At 71.3% G+C, this 18,850-nt stretch carries 17 protein-coding genes and 1 pseudogene; 12 read left to right on the forward strand and 6 right to left on the reverse strand.

From position 1 onward, the window contains the following. From DKL51_RS11270 to tkt, 5 genes are all read right to left on the reverse strand, one after another. On the reverse strand, positions 1-926 hold a 926-nt coding region (locus tag DKL51_RS11270; RefSeq protein ID WP_124812023.1), incomplete at its 3' end, for a glucose-6-phosphate dehydrogenase assembly protein OpcA. A 22-nt stretch (positions 927-948) separates the two neighbouring features. After that, entirely contained in the window at positions 949-2,463 is a 1,515-nt protein-coding gene (zwf, locus tag DKL51_RS11275; RefSeq protein ID WP_109944116.1) for a glucose-6-phosphate dehydrogenase, read from the reverse strand. Between the two features lie 38 nt (positions 2,464-2,501). Next, positions 2,502-4,151 (reverse strand): phosphoglucose isomerase-related protein, encoded by a 1,650-nt coding sequence (locus DKL51_RS11280; RefSeq protein WP_109965303.1) that lies wholly within the window; start codon positions 4,149-4,151, stop codon positions 2,502-2,504. Positions 4,152-4,224: 73 nt separating this feature from the next. Next, entirely contained in the window at positions 4,225-5,403 is a 1,179-nt protein-coding gene (gene tal / locus DKL51_RS11285; RefSeq protein WP_109944132.1) for a transaldolase, read from the reverse strand. Between the two features lie 16 nt (positions 5,404-5,419). Continuing rightward, entirely contained in the window at positions 5,420-7,558 is a 2,139-nt protein-coding gene (gene tkt, locus DKL51_RS11290; protein ID WP_109965304.1) for a transketolase, read from the reverse strand. A 264-nt stretch (positions 7,559-7,822) separates the two neighbouring features. On the opposite strand from tkt, the gene DKL51_RS11295 reads away from it, so the two are divergent. The 3 genes from DKL51_RS11295 to DKL51_RS11305 all read left to right on the forward strand — a co-directional run bounded on the left by DKL51_RS11295 (position 7,823) and on the right by DKL51_RS11305 (position 10,295). Further along, entirely contained in the window at positions 7,823-8,782 is a 960-nt protein-coding gene (locus DKL51_RS11295; RefSeq protein ID WP_109944119.1) for a heme o synthase, read from the forward strand. Between the two features lie 250 nt (positions 8,783-9,032). After that, a complete protein-coding gene (locus tag DKL51_RS11300; RefSeq protein ID WP_109944120.1) occupies positions 9,033-9,368 on the forward strand; it encodes a hypothetical protein in 336 nt (111 codons plus the stop codon). 6 nt (positions 9,369-9,374) lie between these two features. Beyond that, the gene (locus tag DKL51_RS11305) at positions 9,375-10,295 is read left to right on the forward strand and encodes an ATP-grasp domain-containing protein (protein ID WP_124812024.1); all 921 of its coding nucleotides are present in this window, start codon (positions 9,375-9,377) and stop codon (positions 10,293-10,295) included. Between the two features lie 106 nt (positions 10,296-10,401). Here DKL51_RS11305 and DKL51_RS11310 read toward each other — a convergent pair whose 3' ends face one another. Then, entirely contained in the window at positions 10,402-11,364 is a 963-nt protein-coding gene (locus DKL51_RS11310; RefSeq protein WP_185734776.1) for a COX15/CtaA family protein, read from the reverse strand. Between the two features lie 98 nt (positions 11,365-11,462). Here DKL51_RS11310 and DKL51_RS11315 point away from each other — a divergent pair, with 98 nt between their 5' ends. The 9 genes and pseudogenes from DKL51_RS11315 to DKL51_RS11355 form a co-directional block, all read left to right on the forward strand. Further along, entirely contained in the window at positions 11,463-12,212 is a 750-nt protein-coding gene (locus DKL51_RS11315) for a helix-turn-helix transcriptional regulator (RefSeq protein ID WP_109944123.1), read from the forward strand. Continuing rightward, on the forward strand, positions 12,209-13,639 hold the full coding sequence (gene sufB, locus DKL51_RS11320; protein WP_109944124.1) for a Fe-S cluster assembly protein SufB: 1,431 nt from the start codon (positions 12,209-12,211) through the stop codon (positions 13,637-13,639). Before DKL51_RS11315 ends, sufB begins: the two co-directional genes overlap by 4 nt. A gap of 85 nt (positions 13,640-13,724) precedes the next feature. Beyond that, positions 13,725-14,867 (forward strand): Fe-S cluster assembly protein SufD, encoded by a 1,143-nt coding sequence (sufD, locus tag DKL51_RS11325; protein ID WP_109965306.1) that lies wholly within the window; start codon positions 13,725-13,727, stop codon positions 14,865-14,867. Further along, on the forward strand, positions 14,867-15,193 hold the full coding sequence (locus DKL51_RS11330; protein ID WP_109944126.1) for a non-heme iron oxygenase ferredoxin subunit: 327 nt from the start codon (positions 14,867-14,869) through the stop codon (positions 15,191-15,193). Before sufD ends, DKL51_RS11330 begins: the two co-directional genes overlap by 1 nt. Continuing rightward, entirely contained in the window at positions 15,193-15,966 is a 774-nt protein-coding gene (gene sufC, locus DKL51_RS11335) for a Fe-S cluster assembly ATPase SufC (protein WP_109944127.1), read from the forward strand. Before DKL51_RS11330 ends, sufC begins: the two co-directional genes overlap by 1 nt. 23 nt (positions 15,967-15,989) lie before the next feature. Then, entirely contained in the window at positions 15,990-17,294 is a 1,305-nt protein-coding gene (locus DKL51_RS11340) for a cysteine desulfurase (RefSeq protein WP_109965307.1), read from the forward strand. Further along, positions 17,294-17,770 carry a Fe-S cluster assembly sulfur transfer protein SufU gene (gene sufU, locus DKL51_RS11345; RefSeq protein ID WP_109944129.1) on the forward strand — a complete coding sequence of 159 codons (477 nt, stop codon included), beginning with the start codon at positions 17,294-17,296 and terminating at the stop codon, positions 17,768-17,770. The genes DKL51_RS11340 and sufU overlap by 1 nt, the downstream gene beginning before the upstream one ends. Further along, complete coding sequence (locus DKL51_RS11350; RefSeq protein WP_243420722.1) at positions 17,767-18,141, forward strand: metal-sulfur cluster assembly factor; 375 nt, start codon at positions 17,767-17,769, stop codon at positions 18,139-18,141. Before sufU ends, DKL51_RS11350 begins: the two co-directional genes overlap by 4 nt. Positions 18,142-18,605: 464 nt before the next feature. Beyond that, positions 18,606-18,850, forward strand: a pseudogene (locus DKL51_RS11355) (hypothetical protein); the annotation flags it as partial.

Genomic DNA, 18,850 nt, shown 5'->3' on the forward strand with positions numbered 1-18,850 from the left:
CCCGGACGCTGCTCCAGATCGGTGAGGCCGGCGGTCGCGCCGAGGGCCTCGGCGTACACCTGGTCGGCGTCGAGCCGGCGCAGCTCCTCGGCCAGTTCGTCCCCGAGCGGCCGGCGGACCAGCGGCAGGGCGCGGTCCTCCTGCCCGGTACGCCGGAAGGTGGCGATGTTGTCCTCCCGGGTGAGGGTCAGCTCGTCGCCGTTGGCGCAGCGCAGCTGCACCTCGCGCATCCGGGGGTACTGGTCGGTGGGCTCCCACACCGGGTCGATGCCGAGCCGGGCGGCCAGCCAGCCGCGCATCAGCGCCGCGGTCGGGTCGGTCCGGGGCGCCACCACGGTCGCCTCGGTGACCCGGGCCTGGGTGGTGTCGAACGCCCCGGCGACCAGGGTTCGCCACGGGGTGATCCGGGTCCAGGCCAGGTCGGTGTCGCCGGGGGCGTAGTCCGCGGCCCGCTGCTTCAGCGCGGCGACCGGGTCGGCGGCCTGGGCGGCGTCGGTGATCCGCCGGTCCGCCACCACGCCGAGGAAGTCCGTGGCGATCTCCACCGGGGGCTCCCCGTGCCACCAGGTCACCACCGGCACGTCCGGCACCAGCAGCGGCATCACCACCGACTCGGCGTGCAGCGCGAGCCGGCCGTACATCCGGGTCACCACCGCCTCGCACGGGCCCAGCCGGCCACCGACGACGATCTCCGCGTCCAGCCGGTTGCGGTCCCGCTCGAAGTCGGAGCGGACCACCACGACGATCCGGCACGGGTGGGCGGCGGCCGCGATGGTCGCCGCCGCCTCGGCCTCCCGGACCCGCTTCTCGTCCACCACCACGATCAGGGTGAGCGCCATGCCGCTGGCCACCCCGCCCGCGCTGCGTCGCTCCGCGGCGAGCGCCTTGACCACCTCGTTGCCGGTGGTGTCCCACAAGCCGATCAACGGATCCTCCAGGTCTGCTCGGTCATGCCCGTCGCCAGGACCGGCCGTCGCGGGCCAGCATCTCGTCGGCGGCCCGGGGGCCCCACTCGCCGGCCCGGTACGGCTCCGGCTTCGTGGCCGCCCAGGCGTGCTCCAGCGGGTCCACCACCTGCCAGCTCTGCTCCACCTCGGCGGCGTCCGGGAACAGCGTCCGGTCGCCGATCAGCACGTCCAGCACGAGCCGCTCGTACGCCTCCGGGCTGGACTCGGTGAACGCCTCGCCGTACTGGAAGTCCATCGCGATGTCGCGGACCTCCATGGTGGTGCCGGGCACCTTCGAGCCGAACTTCAGCACCACGCCCTCGTCCGGCTGGACCCGGATGACGAGCTGGTTGGGGCCGAGCATCTCCATGTCCTCCGGGTTGAACGGCAGGTGCGGCGCCTTCTTGAACATGATGGCCACCTCGGTGACCCGGCGGGGCAGCCGCTTGCCGGCCCGGATGTAGAACGGCACCTCGGCCCAGCGCCGGTTCTGGATGCCGAGCTTGACGGCCACATACGTCTCGGTGGTGGAGTCCGCCGGGACGCCCTCCTCCTCCAGGTACCCGACCGCGCGCTCGCCGCCCACCCAGCCGGGCAGGTACTGGCCCCGGACGGTGTCCCCGGCGACGTCCTTCGGCACGGTGATCGCCTTGAGCACCTTGAGCTTCTCGGTCCGGATCTCGTCGGCGTCGAAGCTGGTCGGCTCCTCCATCGCCACCAGCGCCAGGAGCTGGAGCAGGTGGTTCTGGAGCACGTCGCGGGCCGCACCGGCCGAGTCGTAGAAGCCGGCCCGGGTACCGATGCCGACGTCCTCGGCCATGGTGATCTGCACCGAGTCGACGTACTTCGAGTTCCACAGCGGCTCGAACAGATTGTTGGCGAACCGCAGGGCGAGGATGTTCTGGACGGTCTCCTTGCCCAGGTAGTGGTCGATCCGGAAGACGTCCTGGCGGGTGAAGACGTCGTCGACCAGGTCGTTGAGCGCCTTCGCCGAGGGCAGGTCGTTGCCGAACGGCTTCTCGACCACCACCCGGCGCCAGCCGCCGGACTTCGCGTTGTCCGCCATGCCGGTGCGGGCGAGCTGCTTGAGCACCACCGGGAAGGCCGCCGGGGGGATGGAGAAGTAGAAGGCGGCGTTGCCCGGGATGCCGTGGGTGTCGCGCAGCTCGTCCAGGGTGGCGGCGAGGTGGTCGAAGGCCGCGTCGTCGTCGAACGAACCGCCGACGAACTTGATGTTGCCGGCCAGCCGGGACCACACTTCCTCCCGCCACGGCGTACGGGCGTGCTTCTTCGCCGCCTCGTGGGCCAGCGACTCGAAGTCGCCGTCGCCCCAGTCCCGCCGGGCGAAGCCGAGGACCACGAAACCGGGCGGCAGCAGCCCCCGGTTGGCCAGGTCGTACACCGCCGGCAGCAGTTTCTTGCGGGCCAGGTCACCGGTGACCCCGAAGATCACCAGAGCGCATGACTCGGGGATCCGCGGCAGCCGCCGGTCCTGAGGGTCGCGCAGCGGGTTCATGCCGCCTCCTCGCTCCGCTTGGTTCACGTCATTCATCGTCACGTCCGTGTCCGTCCGGCCGCATCGAGCAGCTGGGCGACGCCCGCCGCCCGCTCGGTCAGGTGCAGTCGTAGCACCGGTCGCTCCCGACCGGCCAGGGCCTGCCGGTCGCCGGCGGCCTGCGCTGCCTGCAGCTCCCCGAAGCTGTAGGGGCGTCCCGGCACCGGCAGGTCGTCGGTGACCGCGCCGGTCAGCTGAAGGTAGCTGCCGACCTGCGGGCCGCCCTTGTGGTACTGGCCGGTGGAGTGCAGGAAGCGGGGCCCCCACCCGAAGGTCACCGGCCGTCCGGCGGCCTCCGCCAGCAGCGGGCGCAGCCCGGCCGCGCCGGCGTCGGCGTGCCGGTCGAGGTACGCCATCACCGTCAGGTAGCCGTCCCCGCCCAGCCCGTCGAGCAGCCAGCGCAGGACGCCGGCCAGGTCGCCCGGGGCACCCGGCGGGGCGTACACCTCGATGGCGCCCTCGGTGAACGTCGGCGTCTCCGCCGGCGCACCGGAGGCCAGGATGCGGGCGGTGTTCTCCTTGCTCTCGGTGACGTTCGGCTGGTCGAACGGGTCGACGCCGAGCACCACCCCGGCGATCGCGGTGGCGTACTCCCAGGTCAGGAAGTGGGCGCCGAGCGGGCCGTTGACCGCCACGTCGGGGGCGCAGCCGCCGCCGGGCACCGCGCCGGCGTCCAGCGCACCGCCGTAGGTCACGGTCAGCACGTCGCGGCCGGTGGCCCCGGGAGCCTGGGGGGACTCGACGACCACCGGCAGGATGCCCAGGCCGGCTTTGCCGGTGGACTCGGCGATCAGCTGCTCGGCCCAGTCGCCCAGCCCGTCGATCCCAGTGCCGTCGGGGACCAGGGCGACCTTGTCGCGGCCGGTGGTGGCGGCCGCGCCGAGCGCGACGCCCAGCGCCAGGCCGGGGTTGTCGGCGTCCCGGTCGAGCGCCTCGGCCAGCGCCTCGGCCTCGTCGAGCAGTTGCATCACCTCGACCCCGGCCAGCGCGGCGGGCACCAGGCCGAACGCGGTCAGCGCCGAGTACCGGCCGCCGACCTCCGGGTCGGCGTAGATGGTGACCACGCCCATCTCGTTCGCGGTCGCCTCCAGCGGCGAGCCGGGGTCGGTCACCACGACGAAGTGCCGGGCCGCCTCCGCCTCGGTCATGCCGGCGTCGAGGAACGCCTGCCAGTAGGCGCGCCGGTGGCTGTCGGTCTCCACCGTGGCGCCGGACTTGCTGGAGACCACCACCACGGTCCGCTCCAGCCGGTCGGCCAGCGCCGCGCGTACCTGCCCCGGGTCGGTGGTGTCCAGCACGGTCAGCGGCCGACCGAGGGTCCGGGCGATCACCTCCGGGGCGAGCGACGAGCCGCCCATCCCGGCGAGCACCACGTGGTCGAGGTCGGCCAGCTCCTCGGTCAGCTCGGCGAGCTGCGGGAGGAGTTCCCGGCTGCGCCGGTGGGTGTCCAGCCAGCCGAGCCGGTTCCTCGCCTCCGCCTGGGCCTCCGGGCCCCACAGCGTCGGATCCTTCGCGGCCAGCTTGGCCGGGACGCCCCGGGCCACCAGGGCGTCCCGTACGGACGCGGGCGCGGACCGGTCGACCGGGTCCGCGCCGTACACCGCCAACCCGGCGGCCACGTCCGCCCGTCCGGCCAGCAGGTCGCTCACGTCCGCCCCCCGCCGTGCACGACGGCGTGGCGCGCCCCGGGGCGGTGCCCCGAGGCGCGTCCGCGGCCGTCCGTCACGCGTTGCCCCCGGCCTGCTCGGCGGCCTGCGCGCTGCCCTTGGCGGCCTGTCCCGGCTTGCCGGCACCCTTGCCCGCCTCGGCCAGGGACTTCCGCACGCCGTCGAGCAGCTCCAGCCAGCTCGCCTCGAACTTCTCCACGCCCTCGCGCTCCAGAACTACGATCACGTCGGACATGTCCACGCCGACGGCCTCCAGGTCGGTGAAGACCTTGCGGGCGTCGTCGTACGCGCCGGTGATCGTGTCGCCGCGCATCTCACCGTGGTCGGCGAAGGCGTGGATGGTCGGCTCCGGCATGGTGTTGACCGTGCCGGGGGCAATCAGCTCCTCGACGTACATGACATCCCGGTAGTCCGGGTTCTTCGTCGAGGTGGACGCCCAGAGCGGGCGCTGCGGGTGGGCGCCGGCGTCGGCCAGGGCCTGCCAGCGGTCGGAGGCGAAGACCTTGCAGTAGCGCTCGTACGCCAGCCGGGCGTTGGCGATCGCGGCCTTGCCGCGCAGTGCCTTGGCCTCGTCCGAGCCGATCTTCTCCAGCCGCTTGTCGACCTCGCTGTCGACCCGGGAGACGAAGAAGGACGCCACCGAGCCGATCTTCGACAGGTCGTGCCCGTTCGCCTTCGCCTGCTCCAGCCCGGCGAGGAACGCGTCCATCACCGCCGAGTAGCGGTCCAGCCCGAAGATCAGGGTCACGTTGACGCTGATCCCCTCGGCGAGGGTCGCGGTGATCGCCGGCAGCCCCGCCTCGGTCGCCGGGATCTTGATGAAGAGGTTGGGGCGGTCGACCAGCCACCACAGCCCCTTGGCCTCGGCGACCGTCTTCTCCGTCTCGTGGGCCAGCCGCGGGTCCACCTCCAGGGACACCCGGCCGTCCACCCCGGCGGTCGCGTCGTACGCCGGCCGCATCACGTCGCACGCCCACCGCACGTCGTACGTGGTGAGCAGGCGGACCGCCTCCTCGACTTCCAGCCCACGGGTGGCGAGGTCCTTGAGCTGCCAGTTGTACTCGTCCGCGTCGCTCATCGCCTTTGCGAAGATGGTCGGGTTGGACGTCACCCCGACCAGGTGCTTCTCCCGGCGCAGCTGATCCAGCCCGCCGGAGCTCAGTCGTACCCGGGAAAGATCATCGAGCCAGATCGCCACCCCGGCGGCGCTCAGCTCACCCAGCCTGTCCGTCATGCCGTCCACGCTCCCCTCAGTTGCCGGTCGTGAAACCGGTGATCTCGCCCACCCGGGTCAGCGCCGCGTGCGCGGCGGCCACGATCCGGTCGGGGGTGAACCCGAACTGCTCGAAGAGCACGGTGTGCGGGGCGCTCGCGCCGTAGTGCTCCAGGCTCACGCTCTCGCCGCAGTCGCCGACGATCCCGCGCCAGGACATCGCGATGCCCGCCTCCACGCTCACCCGTGCCTTTACCCCGCGCGGCAGGACCGACTCCCGGTACGCCTCGTCCTGCTCGAAGAACCACTCCTGGCAGGGCATGGAGACCACCCGGGTGGGGGTGCCGTCGGCCTCCAGCCGCTCCCGCGCGGTGAGGCAGAGCTGCACCTCGGAGCCGGTGCCGATGATGATCACCTGCGGCTTGCCGTTGGAGGCCTCGGCCAGCACGTAGCCGCCCTTGGCGACGCCCTCGGCGCCGGTCAGCTGGGACCGGTCCACGGTCGGCAGCGCCTGGCGGCTCAGCGCGAACGCGGTCGGCCGGTCGGTGTGCTCGAGGGCCTGCCGCCACGCCCAGGCGGTCTCGTTGGCGTCGGCCGGGCGGACCACGTCCAGGCCGGGGATGGCCCGCAGTGCGGTCAGGTGCTCCACCGGCTGGTGGGTGGGGCCGTCCTCGCCGAGGCCGATCGAGTCGTGCGTCCAGACGTAGACCACCGGCAGCTTCATCAGCGCGGCGAGCCGCACCGAGGGGCGCATGTAGTCGCTGAACACCAGGAACGTGCCGCCGTACGGGCGGGTACCCCCGTGCAGGGCGATGCCGTTGAGGATCGCGCCCATGGCGTGCTCACGGATGCCGAAGTGCAGGGTGCGGCCGTACTCGTCGCCCGGGAAGTCCTTGGTGGCGTGCACCGCCGGGATGAACGACGGCTCGCCCTTCATCGTGGTGTTGTTGCTCTCCGCGAGGTCGGCCGAGCCGCCCCAGAGCTCCGGCAGCACGGGGGCCAGCGCCTCCAGCACCTTGCCGGAGGCGGCCCGGGTGGCGACGCCCTTGGCGTCCGCGGGGAAGGTCGGCAGCGCGTCGGCCCAGCCCTCCGGCAGCTTCCGGACGGCCATCCGGTCCCAGAGCGCCTTGCGCTCCGGGTTGGCCTTCGCCCAGGTCTCGTACGCGCCGTTCCACTCCTGCTGGGCCGCGGCGCCCCGGGCCATCACCGTCCGGGCGTGGTCGAGCACCTTCTCGTCGACCTCGAAGTTCTTCTGCGGGTCGAAGCCGAGGATCTCCTTGGTGGCCTTCACCTCGTCCGCGCCGAGCGCCGAGCCGTGGATCTTGCCGGTGTTCTTCTTGTTCGGCGCGGGCCAGCCGATGATGGTGCGCAGGGCGATGAAGGAGGGGCGGCCGGTCTCCGCCTTGGCGGCCAGCAGCGCCTGGTACAGCGCCTCCACGTCCTCGTGGTAGTCGCCCTGGTCGGCGTCGCCGCGGCGCCAGTCGACGGTCTGCACGTGCCAGCCGTACGCCTCGTAGCGGGCGGCGACGTCCTCGCTCTTGGCGATCCGGGTGTCGTCCTCGATCGAGATCTCGTTGTCGTCGTAGATCACGCAGAGGTTGCCCAGCTGCTGGTGGCCGGCGAGGGAGCTGACCTCGTGGGAGATGCCCTCCTCGATGTCACCGTCGGACGCGATGCACCAGATGTCGTGGTCGAAGACCGACTCGCCGGTTTCGGACTCGGGGTCGAAGAGGCCGCGTTCGCGGCGGGCCGCCATCGCCATGCCGACCGCGTTGCCGAGGCCCTGGCCGAGCGGACCGGTGGTGGTCTCCACGCCCGGGGTGTGTCCGTGCTCCGGGTGGCCCGGGGTGAGCGAGCCCCACTGCCGCAGCGACCTGAGGTCCTCCAGGCTCAGCGGGTACCCGGAGAGGACGAGCTGGATGTAGAGGGTCAGGCTGGAGTGCCCGGCGGAGAGCACGAACCGGTCGCGGCCGGGCCAGTTCGGGTCGGCCGGGTTGTGCCGCATGACCCGGTTGAAGAGCAGGTACGCCGCGGGCGCGAGGCTCATCGCCGTGCCCGGGTGGCCGTTGCCGGATTTCTCCACGGCGTCCATGGCCAGCACGCGGACCGTGTCGACGGCCCTGCGGTCGAGGTCGGACCAGTTGAGAGCGGGGTGCTCGGGTCGGTTGGCAGCCACGATGGTTGTGCTCCTCGGCAGATGGGCGGAACCCTCACTGATGACCCTATCGAGCGGTTCTAAACGTGCGCCCGGGGATCTCTGTATGCCGTTCTGTACTCCTGCGACCGGATCGGCCGTTCCCGTCGACTGTGACGGCCCGCACCGTTCTCGGGTCTGCGGGGCAGCGAAAACGACGACGCGTAGTCTGTGGGGCGGTGTGTGGACCCGGACGGGTCCGGGCCGACCCGATCTCCCCCTGCCGACGCCGGAAGGTGGCAATCCGTGAGCATGATCACCGAGCGCCCCGTCAGCAACTCTGCCGGGCAGCCGCCGGTGCGCACGGTGGCCGGGGCGTCGGCGACCGGCCGTCGGGACGTTCGGGCCGTTGTCTCCGCGTACGTCGCGCTGACCAAGCCGCGGATCGTCGAGCTGCTGCTCGTGACGACGGTGCCGGCGATGATGCTCGCGGACGGCGGCATGCCGTCGCTCTGGCTGGTCGCCGTGGTGCTGGTCGGCGGCTCGCTCGCGGCCGGCGCGGCCAGCGTGCTCAACTGCTACATCGACCGGGACATCGACCAGCTGATGCGGCGCACCAAGCGTCGTCCGCTGCCGGCGCACACCGTGTCGCCGCGCAACGCGCTGGTCTTCGGGTTGGTGCTGGCGGTGGTCTCGGTCGCCATGATGGCGGCGTTCACCAACCTGCTGGCCGCCGGGCTGACCCTGGCCGCGATCGCCTACTACGACCTCGTCTACACGCTGTGGCTGAAGCGGACGACCGCCGCCAACACCTTCTGGGGCGGGGCGTGCGGGGCGGCCCCGGTGCTGATCGGCTGGGCCGCGGTCACCGGCTCGCTGGCTCCCGCCGCATGGTGGCTCTTCGCGGTGGTCTTCTTCTGGCAGATGCCGCACTTCTACGCGCTGGCCATCAAGTACAAGGCGGACTACGCCCGGGCCGGCATCCCGATGTTGCCGGTGGTGGCCTCGGTCCGCCGGGTCAACGCCGAGATCATCATCTTCTCCTGGCTGACCCTCTTCTCCTCGCTGGCCGTCTGGCCGCTGGGGATGAGCCCGATCTACGGCGTCACGGCGCTGGTGGTCGGTGGCATCTTCGTGGTGGAGGCGCACAAGCTCTGCCGGCGCGCCGCGCGCGGCGAGGCGGTCAAGCCGATGCGGCTGTTCCACTGGTCCACCACCTACCTGACCATCCTCTTCGCTGCCGTCGCGCTCGACGCCCTGATCTGAGCGGCGCCGCGGACCGATCCCGGTGGATGGCTCCGGGGACGCCGGAAGATTTTTTCGGATTTTTTGCGACCTGAGCGAGGTCGCGCAACCGGGACAGATAGTGACGATCTTGCGTGTCCGCTTCGCCCGGACTTAAGCGACATGCTCGGGCAAATTACCTGTGCTCTTCCTTAAACCTGTTGGTAATCGGCATCACAAATTGTTCATGTAACTCGCGCATGGGGGTGGAACTCTGCTTAGGCTTCGCGTCATGGCAGATGGTTCCGATACGACGCTGACGGCTGAGAAGACCGCCACGGAGCAGGCCCCCAACGGCCTGGTCTCGGGCATCAAGTCGTTCGCCGGCGCCCACGGCGGGGCGAAGGCGGTCATCGAGTACGTCGGCAAGCGCGGTGCGCGGATCGTCCTCGTGGGTGAGGACGGGGCGTGGGCCGACCAGTTCGCGGACGGCACCGACATCGCGCGGCAGGCCTGCGCCAAGGCGGGGGTCGCCGTCGAGAACGCCTGGGAGCGTGAGCTGATGGACCAGATGCGTCCGAGCAACGACCTCTGGCGGTCGATGGCCCGGCGCACGATGGCCCGTTGACATAAATTGACCAACCACCACCAGTCGACCCGGGGGGAACCCCGGGTCGCTCTCGTCACCTGTGCCGAGCTGTCCGACCTCGACCCGGACGACCGACTCGTGCTCGCTCCGCTGGCCGCCCGCGGCGTCACCGTCGAGGCGGCCGTCTGGGACGACCCGGCCGTGGACTGGTCCGGGTACGACCTGGTCGTGTTCCGCTCGCCCTGGGACTACGCGCTGCGCCGCGACGAGTTCGTCGCCTGGGCGCAGACCGTACCGGCCCTGCTCAACCCGGCCGACGTGGTCCGCTGGAACACCGACAAGCGGTACCTGGCTGAACTCTCCGCCGCCGGGGTGCCCACCGTCCCGACGGCCTGGGTGGGCCCGGGGGAGACCTGGACCCGGCCCGCCGACCGCGGTGAGTACGTCATCAAGCCCGCGGTCAGCGCCGGCAGCCAGGACACCGGCCGGTACGACCTGGCCGACCCGGAGCACCGGGAGCTGGCCGAGGCGCACGTGCGACGCCTCTCCGACGCGGGCCGGGTAACCATGGTCCAGCCGTACCTGAGCGCGGTGGACACGGCCGGCGAGACCGCACTGCTCTTCCTGGCCGGCCCGGACGGCCTGGCGTTCAGCCACGCGATCCGCAAGGGCCCAATGCTGACCGGGCCGGACCTGGGCGTGGAGGGGCTCTACAAGCCCGAGGAGATCGCCGCCCGGTCGGCCACGCCGGAGCAGTTGGCCGTCGCGGAGAAGACCCTGGCCGTGGTGCCGGGCGGCACCGAGCGGCTGCTCTACGCCCGGGTCGACCTGATCCCCGGCGCGGACGGCTCACCCGTCCTGGTGGAGCTGGAGCTGACCGAGCCGAGCCTGTTCATTGGGTACGCCGACGGCGCCCCCGACCGACTGGCCGAGGCGATCTGCACCCACCTGCGCTTGCGCGCCTGACCTCTTCCGGGTGAGTTTGTCGTCGCCGAGCGACGACAAGCGCACCCGTTCCCGTCTTCGGGAGCCGGGCGTGGGCGGCGACCCGGCGGCGGGTGAGCCCCGCCGGTCAGGCGGCGACCGTGACCCGTTGGCCGGCCGCGACGGCGCCCACGGCCGGGTCGGCCGGGCGGCGTTCCCGGGTCGACCAGAGGACCGCCAGGGTGGCCAGCAGGACCAGGCAGGAGCCGAGCATGTGCGCGGCGACCAGCACCGCCGGCAGGTGGGTGAAGTACTGCACGAAGCCGATCAGGCCCTGACTCAGCTCGACCGCGACCAGCACCACGGCGGCCCGGGCCGCCCGAGTCGCGCCGACCGCCCGGAATGCGAAGACCAGCGCCACGGAGAGGCCGATCAGCAGGAACACACCGTCGGCGTGCACCTGGGAGATCGCCTCGGGGTCCAGACCGTTGCGGGCGGCGCCCTGGTCGCCGGCGTGCGGGCCGCTGCCGGTGACCCACGTGCCGACCACCAGCACCGCGGCGCTCACCAGCGTGGTGAACAGCGCCAGCGCGCGCAGTGGTGCGGGCACGGTGGGCACCGCCGGCCCGTCCGGCTCGGCGATGCGCCGCCAGAGGGCGTACGCGGCGGCGATGACCACCATCGAGGCGAGGAAGTGCAGCCCGACCACCCAGGGGTTCAGGTGGGTCAGCACGGTGATCCCGCCGATCACGGCCTGCGCGGGGATGCCCAGGAAGACGGCGACCGCCAGCGACAGCACCCCGCGCGGCCGGACCCGGTGGGTCAGGATTCCCAGCAGCACGGCCAGCGCGATGATGCCCACCGCGAAGGTGAGCAGCCGGTTGCCGAACTCGATCATCCCGTGCACGCCCATCTCCGGCGTGGTGGTGTACGACCCGTCGGTGCACCGGGGCCAGGTGGGGCACCCCAGGCCCGAGGCGGTGAGGCGGACCGCCCCGCCGGTCACCACGATCCCCACGTTCGCGATGATCGAGGCGTACGCGAGGCGGCGCAGCAGCGTGACGGAGACCGGGAACCGCGCGGAAGGCATCACGGCGCAAATCCTACGCACCGTAGTGGTACCCGATCGGGCGACTCCGCCGCACCGGTGGTACGGATCACCGGGACCCGGGTTTGCGACTCCCGAGCGAATTACGTAACGTTGGCGTTGTGAAAAACACGGCGGCGCTCTCCGAGCACCTCCAGGCGACCGGTCCGGTCGCCGGTACCGCCGCGTCCGATCTTTCCACCCGGGACCGGGTCACCCAGCTCCTGTTGGAGCGGGGGGCGACCACCGCGGCCCAGCTCGGCTCGGCGCTCGGGCTCAGCCCGGCGGCCATCCGGCGGCACCTCGACGCGATGCTCGCCGACGGCGACGTGGTCGCCCGCGAGCAGACCGTCCGGGGCAGCCGCGGCCGGGGCCGCCCGGCGAAGGTGTTCGTGCTGACCGACGCCGCCCGGGTCCGCTGCGGCACCCACCACTACGACAACATGGCCACCGCCGCGCTGCGCTGGATCGCTCGCAACGGCGGTTCGGAGGCGGTCGAGGCGTTCGCCGCCGACCAGGTGGCCGCCCTGGAGGCCCGCTGCCGGGCCGCGATGGAGGACGCCGGCGACGAGCCGCTCGCGCGGGCGGAGGCGCTCGCCGGAGCGCTGACCGCCGAGGGTTACGCTGCCAACGCGTCCACGATCGCCTCCGGCGGCCAGCTGTGTCAGCACCACTGCCCGGTGGCGCACGTGGCCGCCGAGTTCCCCCAGCTGTGCGAGGTCGAGACCGCGGTGATCTCCCGCCTGGTCGGCACCCACGTGCAGCGCCTGGCCACCATCGCGCACGGCGACGGGGTGTGCACCACGCACATCCCCGCCCAGCCGCGTGCCCAGTCCGGTAACACCGTCACCACTGTGAGGACAGATAGATGACCGAGCAGATCGTCCAGCCCCTGACCCAGGAGGAGCAGCTCGCCGCCCTCGGTCGCTACGAGTACGGCTGGGCCGACTCCGACGTCGCCGGGGCCGCCGCCCAGCGTGGCCTCAACGAGGCGGTGGTGCGGGACATCTCGGCGAAGAAGAACGAGCCGGCCTGGATGCTCGACCTGCGCCTGAAGGGCCTGCGGCTGTTCGGCCGCAAGCCGATGCCGGCCTGGGGCGCGGACCTCACCGGGATCGACTTCGACAACATCAAGTACTTCGTCCGGTCCACCGAGAAGCAGGCCACCAGCTGGGAGGACCTGCCGGAGGACATCAAGAACACCTACGACCGGCTGGGCATCCCGGAGGCGGAGAAGCAGCGGCTGGTCGCCGGTGTCGCGGCGCAGTACGAGTCCGAGGTGGTCTACCACAAGATCCGCGAGGACCTCGAGGAGCAGGGTGTCATCTTCCTCGACACCGACACCGCCCTCAAGGAGCACGAGGACATCTTCAAGGAGTACTTCGGCACGGTGATCCCGGTCGGCGACAACAAGTTCGCCGCGCTCAACACCTCCGTGTGGTCGGGTGGCTCGTTCATCTACGTGCCGAAGGGCGTGCACGTGGAGATCCCGCTGCAGGCCTACTTCCGGATCAACACGGAGAACATGGGCCAGTTCGAGCGGACGCTGATCATCGTCGACGAGGGCGCCTACGTGCACTACGTCGAGGGCTGCACCGCGCCGCTGTACTCCTCCGACTCGCTGCACAGCGCGGTCGTGGAGATCATCGTCAAGAAGAACGCGCGCTGCCGCTACACGACCATCCAGAACTGGTCGAACAACGTCTACAACCTGGTCACCAAGCGCGCCGTCTGCCACGAGGGCGCGACCATGGAGTGGGTCGACGGCAACATCGGCTCCAAGGTCACCATGAAGTACCCGGCGGTCTACATGACCGGCGAGCACGCCAAGGGCGAGGTGCTTTCGGTGGCCATGGCCGGCGAGGGGCAGCACCAGGACGCCGGCGCCAAGATGGTGCACGCCGCGCCGCACACCTCCTCGACCATCGTGTCGAAGTCGATCGCCCGGGGCGGCGGCCGCACCTCGTACCGCGGTCTGGTCCAGGTGCTGGAGGGTTCGCACAGCAGCCGGAGCACGGTCAAGTGCGACGCGCTGCTGGTCGACACCATCTCCCGCTCGGACACCTACCCGTACGTCGACATCCGCGAGGACGACGTGTCGATGGGGCACGAGGCGACCGTCTCCAAGATCAGCGACGACCAGCTCTTCTACCTGATGAGCCGGGGGCTGAGCGAGGACGAGGCGATGGCGATGATCGTGCGCGGCTTCATCGAGCCGATCGCCAAGGAGCTCCCGATGGAGTACGCCCTGGAGCTCAACCGCCTGATCGAGCTCCAGATGGAGGGCGCGGTCGGCTGACGCCGCCCGCCCCGCGGGCGGGTCGGTCCGCCGGCTCGCCCGACCAGCACCAGACACCGTCGTCGCAGAACAGACCAAGGAAGAGATGACTACCCAGGCTTCCGCGCCGCCCAGCACCAAGTCGCAGGCGCTCCGCTCGTACGACGTCGCCGACTTCCCGGCCCTCACGGGCCTGGAGGAGGAGTGGCGTTTCACCCCGCTCAAGCGCCTGCGCGGCCTGGTCGGCGGGGCGCAGGCCGCGACCGGCACGGTCCGGCACGAGTACGGCGAGCTGCCCGAGGGCGTCACCGTCTCCCGGATCGGCAAGGACGACCCGCGGGTGGGCAGCGTGCTCACCCCGGTCGACCGGCTCAGCGCGCTCGCGTACGGCGGGACCGACCAGGCGCTGCTGGTGTCGGTGGATCCCTCGACCGTGGTTGCGGCGCCGGTCAGTCTGCGAGTGGTCGGTGCGGGCGCGGACGGCCTGGCGTTCGGGCACACCTTCGTCGAGGTGGGCCGGTTCGCCGAGGTCACCGTGGTGCTGGAGCACGCCGGCTCGGCCACCCTGGCCGACAACGTCGAGGTCTCCGTAGCCGACGGCGCGAAGCTGACCCTGGTAACCGTCGCGGACTGGGCCGACGACGCGGTGCAGGCCCAGCACCTGAAGGTCAAGCTGGGCCGGGACGCCAAGGTGATCCACGTGCAGGTGAGCCTCGGCGGCGACCTGGTCCGGCAGTACACCTCGGTGGAGTACGGCGACCGGGGCGGCGAGGCCGAGCTGTACGGCCTCTACTTCGCCGACTCCGGCCAGCACCTGGAGCACCGGCAGCTGGTCGACCACACCGTGCCGGACTGCCGCAGCTACGTCGGCTACCGGGGCGCCCTGCAGGGCGACAGCGCGCACACCGTCTGGGTCGGTGACGTGCTGATCCGGGCCGAGGCGACCGGCACCGACACGTACGAGATCAACCGGAATCTGCTGCTCACCGACGGCGCCCGGGCGGACTCCGTACCGAACCTGGAGATCGAGACCGGCGAGATCGCCGGCGCCGGCCACGCGAGCGCGACCGGCCGCTTCGACGACGAGCAGCTCTTCTACCTGATGGCCCGCGGCATCCCGGAGTCGGAGGCACGCCGCCTGGTGGTCCGCGGCTTCTTCGCCGAGCTGATCAACAAGATCCCCGTCGAGGAGCTGCGCGAGCGGCTCGGCGACGCGATCGAGGCCCGACTCACCAAGGCCGGCGCCTGATGATCAAGATCTGCTCGACCGAGGACGTGCCGAAGGGCACCGCGATCAGCGCCGACGTGGACGGCACCCAGATCGCCCTCGTGCACGGCGAGGACGACAACTTCTACGCCGTCTACGACGAGTGCTCGCACGCCGCGGTGGCCCTTTCCGAGGGCGAGGTCGACGGCTGCACGCTGGAGTGCTGGCTGCACGGATCCCGTTTCGACCTGCGTACCGGTGAGCCGACCGGGCTGCCCGCGACCGAACCCGTTCCCGTCTACCCCGTCGAAGTCCGCGACGGCGACATCTACGTCAGCCTGACGCCGAGCAATGGAGTGACCCGATAATGAGCACCCTGGAGATCCGCGACCTGAAGGTGTCGGTCAAGCTGCCCGAGGGTGAGCTCAAGCCGATCCTGGCCGGTGTCGACCTGACCGTGAAGTCGGGCGAGACCCACGCGATCATGGGCCCGAACGGCTCCGGCAAGTCCACCCTGGCGTACTCGATCGCCGGCCACCCCAAGTACGAGATCACCGGCGGCTCGGTGACCCTGGACGGCGAGGACGTGCTGGCCATGTCCGTCGACGAGCGGGCCCGCGCCGGCCTCTTCCTGGCCATGCAGTACCCGGTCGAGGTCCCCGGCGTGTCGGTGGCCAACTTCCTGCGCACCGCCAAGACCGCCATCGACGGCGAGGCGCCGAAGCTGCGGACCTGGGCCGGCGAGCTGCGCGGCGCGATGCAGAAGCTCCAGATGGACCCGGCATTCGCCCAGCGCAACGTCAACGAGGGCTTCTCCGGCGGTGAGAAGAAGCGGCACGAGATCGTCCAGCTGGAGCTGCTCAAGCCGAAGATGGCGATCCTCGACGAGACCGACTCCGGCCTCGACGTCGACGCGCTGCGCGTGGTCAGCGAGGGCGTGAACCGGGTCCGCGACACCGGCGACACCGGCCTGCTGCTGATCACCCACTACACCCGCATCCTGCGCTACATCAAGCCCGACTTCGTGCACGTCTTCGTCGCCGGCCGGATCGTCGAGCAGGGCGGCCCGGAGCTGGCCGACAAGCTCGAGGCCGAGGGCTACGAGCGGTACGCCGCCGGGGCCGGTTCGGCGCGGGCCTGACACACAGGACAGGGGCCGCTGAGATGACCACCATCGCCATCCCGTCGGGGATGCCGCAGTACGACGATGTGCCGCGTTTCGACGTGGCCACGGTGCGCGCCGACTTCCCGATCCTCGACCGGGAGGTCAACGGGCACCGGCTGGTCTATCTCGACAGCGCCAACACCTCGCACAAGCCGCGGCAGGTGCTCGACGTGCTCGCCGAGCACTACGCGATGCACAACGCCAACGTGTCGCGCTCGGTGCACACCCTGGGCACCGAGGCGACCGAGGCGTACGAGGGGGCGCGGGCGAAGATCGCCACGTTCATCAACGCGCCGAGCGTGGACGAGGTGGTGTTCACCAAGAACTCGACCGAGGCGATCAACATCGTCGCGTACGCGTTCTCGAACGCCTCGCTGCGGCCCGACGCCGACCCGCGGTTCCGGCTCGGCCCCGGCGACGAGATCGTGATCTCCGAGATGGAGCACCACTCGAACATCGTGCCGTGGCAGCTGCTGGCCGAGCGGACCGGCGCGACCCTGCGCTGGTTCCCGCTCACCGACCACGGCCGGCTGGACGAGTCGGGGCTGGAGGAGCTGGTCACCGAGCGGACGAAGATCGTCTCGCTGGTGCACATGTCCAACATCCTCGGCACGGTCAACGCCACCGCCCGGATCACCCAGCGGGTCCGTGAGGTCGGCGCGCTGCTGTTGCTCGACTGCTCGCAGTCGGTGCCGCACCTGCCGATGGACGTGGTCGACTACGACGCGGATTTCATCGTCTTCACCGGGCACAAGATGTGCGGCCCGACCGGCATCGGTGTGCTCTGGGGCCGGGGTGAGTTGCTCGCCGCGATGCCCCCGGTGTTCGGCGGCGGCTCGATGATCGAAACGGTGTCGATGGCGCGGTCGACGTTCGCCGCGCCGCCGGCTCGGTTCGAGGCGGGCACCCCGCCGATCGCCGAGGCGGTGGCGCTCGGCGCGGCGGTGGACTACCTCACCGGGATCGGGATGCGGGCCATCCAGTGGCACGAGAAGGAGCTGACCGCGTACGCGCTGGACGCCCTCGCCACCGTGCCCGGGCTGCGGATCTTCGGTCCGAACGTACCGGTCGGCCGGGGCGGGACGATCTCGTTCGCGCTCGGCGACATCCACCCGCACGACGTCGGGCAGGTCCTCGACTCGCTCGGTGTGCAGGTGCGGGTGGGGCACCACTGCGCGAAGCCGGTGTGCACCCGGTTCGGCGTCCCGGCCATGACGCGGGCGTCGTTCTACCTGTACACCACCATGGACGAGATCGACGCGCTGGTGGCCGGCCTCGAGCAGGTGCGGAAGGTGTTCGACTGATGCAGCTCGACCAGCTCTACCAGGAGATCATCCTGGACCACTACAAGCACCCGCACGGCCGTGGCCTGCGGGAGGCGGTGGACCCGGACGCCCGGGTCGGCGAGGCGCACCACGTCAACCCGACCTGCGGCGACGAGATCACCGTGCGGGTGGCCACCGACGGCAAGGTGTTTACGGACATCTCGTACGACGGCGTGGGCTGCTCGATCAGCCAGGCGTCGGCGAGCGTGCTGCACGAGCTGCTGCGCGGCCGGGCGGCGGACGACGCCGCCACGGTGCACGAGGCGTTCGTCGAGTTGATGTCCGGGCGTGGCCAGGTCACGCCGGACGAGGAAGTACTCGGTGACGGGGTGGCGTTCGCGGGTGTCGCGCGCTACCCGGCCCGGGTGAAGTGCGCGCTGCTGTCGTGGATGGCGTTCAAGGACGCCGCGGCACGCGCCGGGGTGGGCGTGAGCCCGACGGAGGTGAAGGCATGAGCAGCGAGGAAACCGCCACCGCGGCGACGCCGACGACCGGAGGCGGCAAGGCCGCCGTCGCCGACATCGAGGAGGCGATGAAGGACGTCGTCGACCCCGAGCTGGGCATCAACGTGGTCGACCTCGGCCTCGTGTACGGCGTGCACGTCGATGACGACAACGTTGCCACGCTGGACATGACGCTGACCTCGGCGGCCTGCCCGCTGACCGACGTGATCGAGGACCAGGCCCGGCAGGCGCTGACCACCGGCCCCGGCGGGGGACTGGTCAACGACATCCGGATCAACTGGGTCTGGCTGCCGCCGTGGGGCCCGGACAAGATCACCGACGAGGGTCGGGACCAGCTCCGTTCCCTGGGCTTCAACGTCTGACGTAGCCCCGCATCACGTAACGCGCCGCGAGCGTGTCCCCGCCCGGGGGCCCGCTCGCGGCGCTTTCTTACGGCCGCCTGCCTGCGGGCCACACCTGCCATCGCTTCCTTTGCTCTGCTGCCCCGCACGCAACACTGTCGCGGAGTGTGACGCTTCCTGCGGTCCGCCGGTACTGCCTCCAACCTGAAGTGGCTGCTCAGACCCGGTGTTGCGGTGGGGGCAGCAGAGCAAAGCGACGAGCCCATCCCGATGCCGCCAGCAGCGGCCCTACCCAACGTCACCGAGAGCGGGGACGGTCCGGGGCCGGCGGCGGAGCCCGGGAAATGGCTAGCGCACGCGAGGGCCGCCGCCGATGATGATGCCGTGATCGAGACGTACCCGAAGCAGGTCCCTGTCCGCGCGGCCGACACCGCGCGTCGACAGCAGACCTCGCCCGGCGGCGTCTCGACCCGCCGTCCGCCGTCATGACGGGGGCGTTCCTCGCCGGCATGGTGGCCGGCTACGGGGTCGCCGTCCCGGTCGGCGCGATCGCCATCCTCATCCTCGGGCTCAGCGCCCGGACCTCCTTCCGGGTCGGCGCGGCCGCAGCCCTCGCCGTGGCGACCGCCGACGGGCTCTACGCGGCGGTGGCCACGCTCGGTGGCGCCGGGCTCGCCGGGCAGCGGCGCCGGCAGGTCGGAGCAGGCGAGGGGGAACGCCGACGCGATGG

This window comes from Micromonospora globispora (assembly GCF_003857015.1).
Lineage (GTDB): Bacteria > Actinomycetota > Actinomycetes > Mycobacteriales > Micromonosporaceae > Micromonospora > Micromonospora globispora.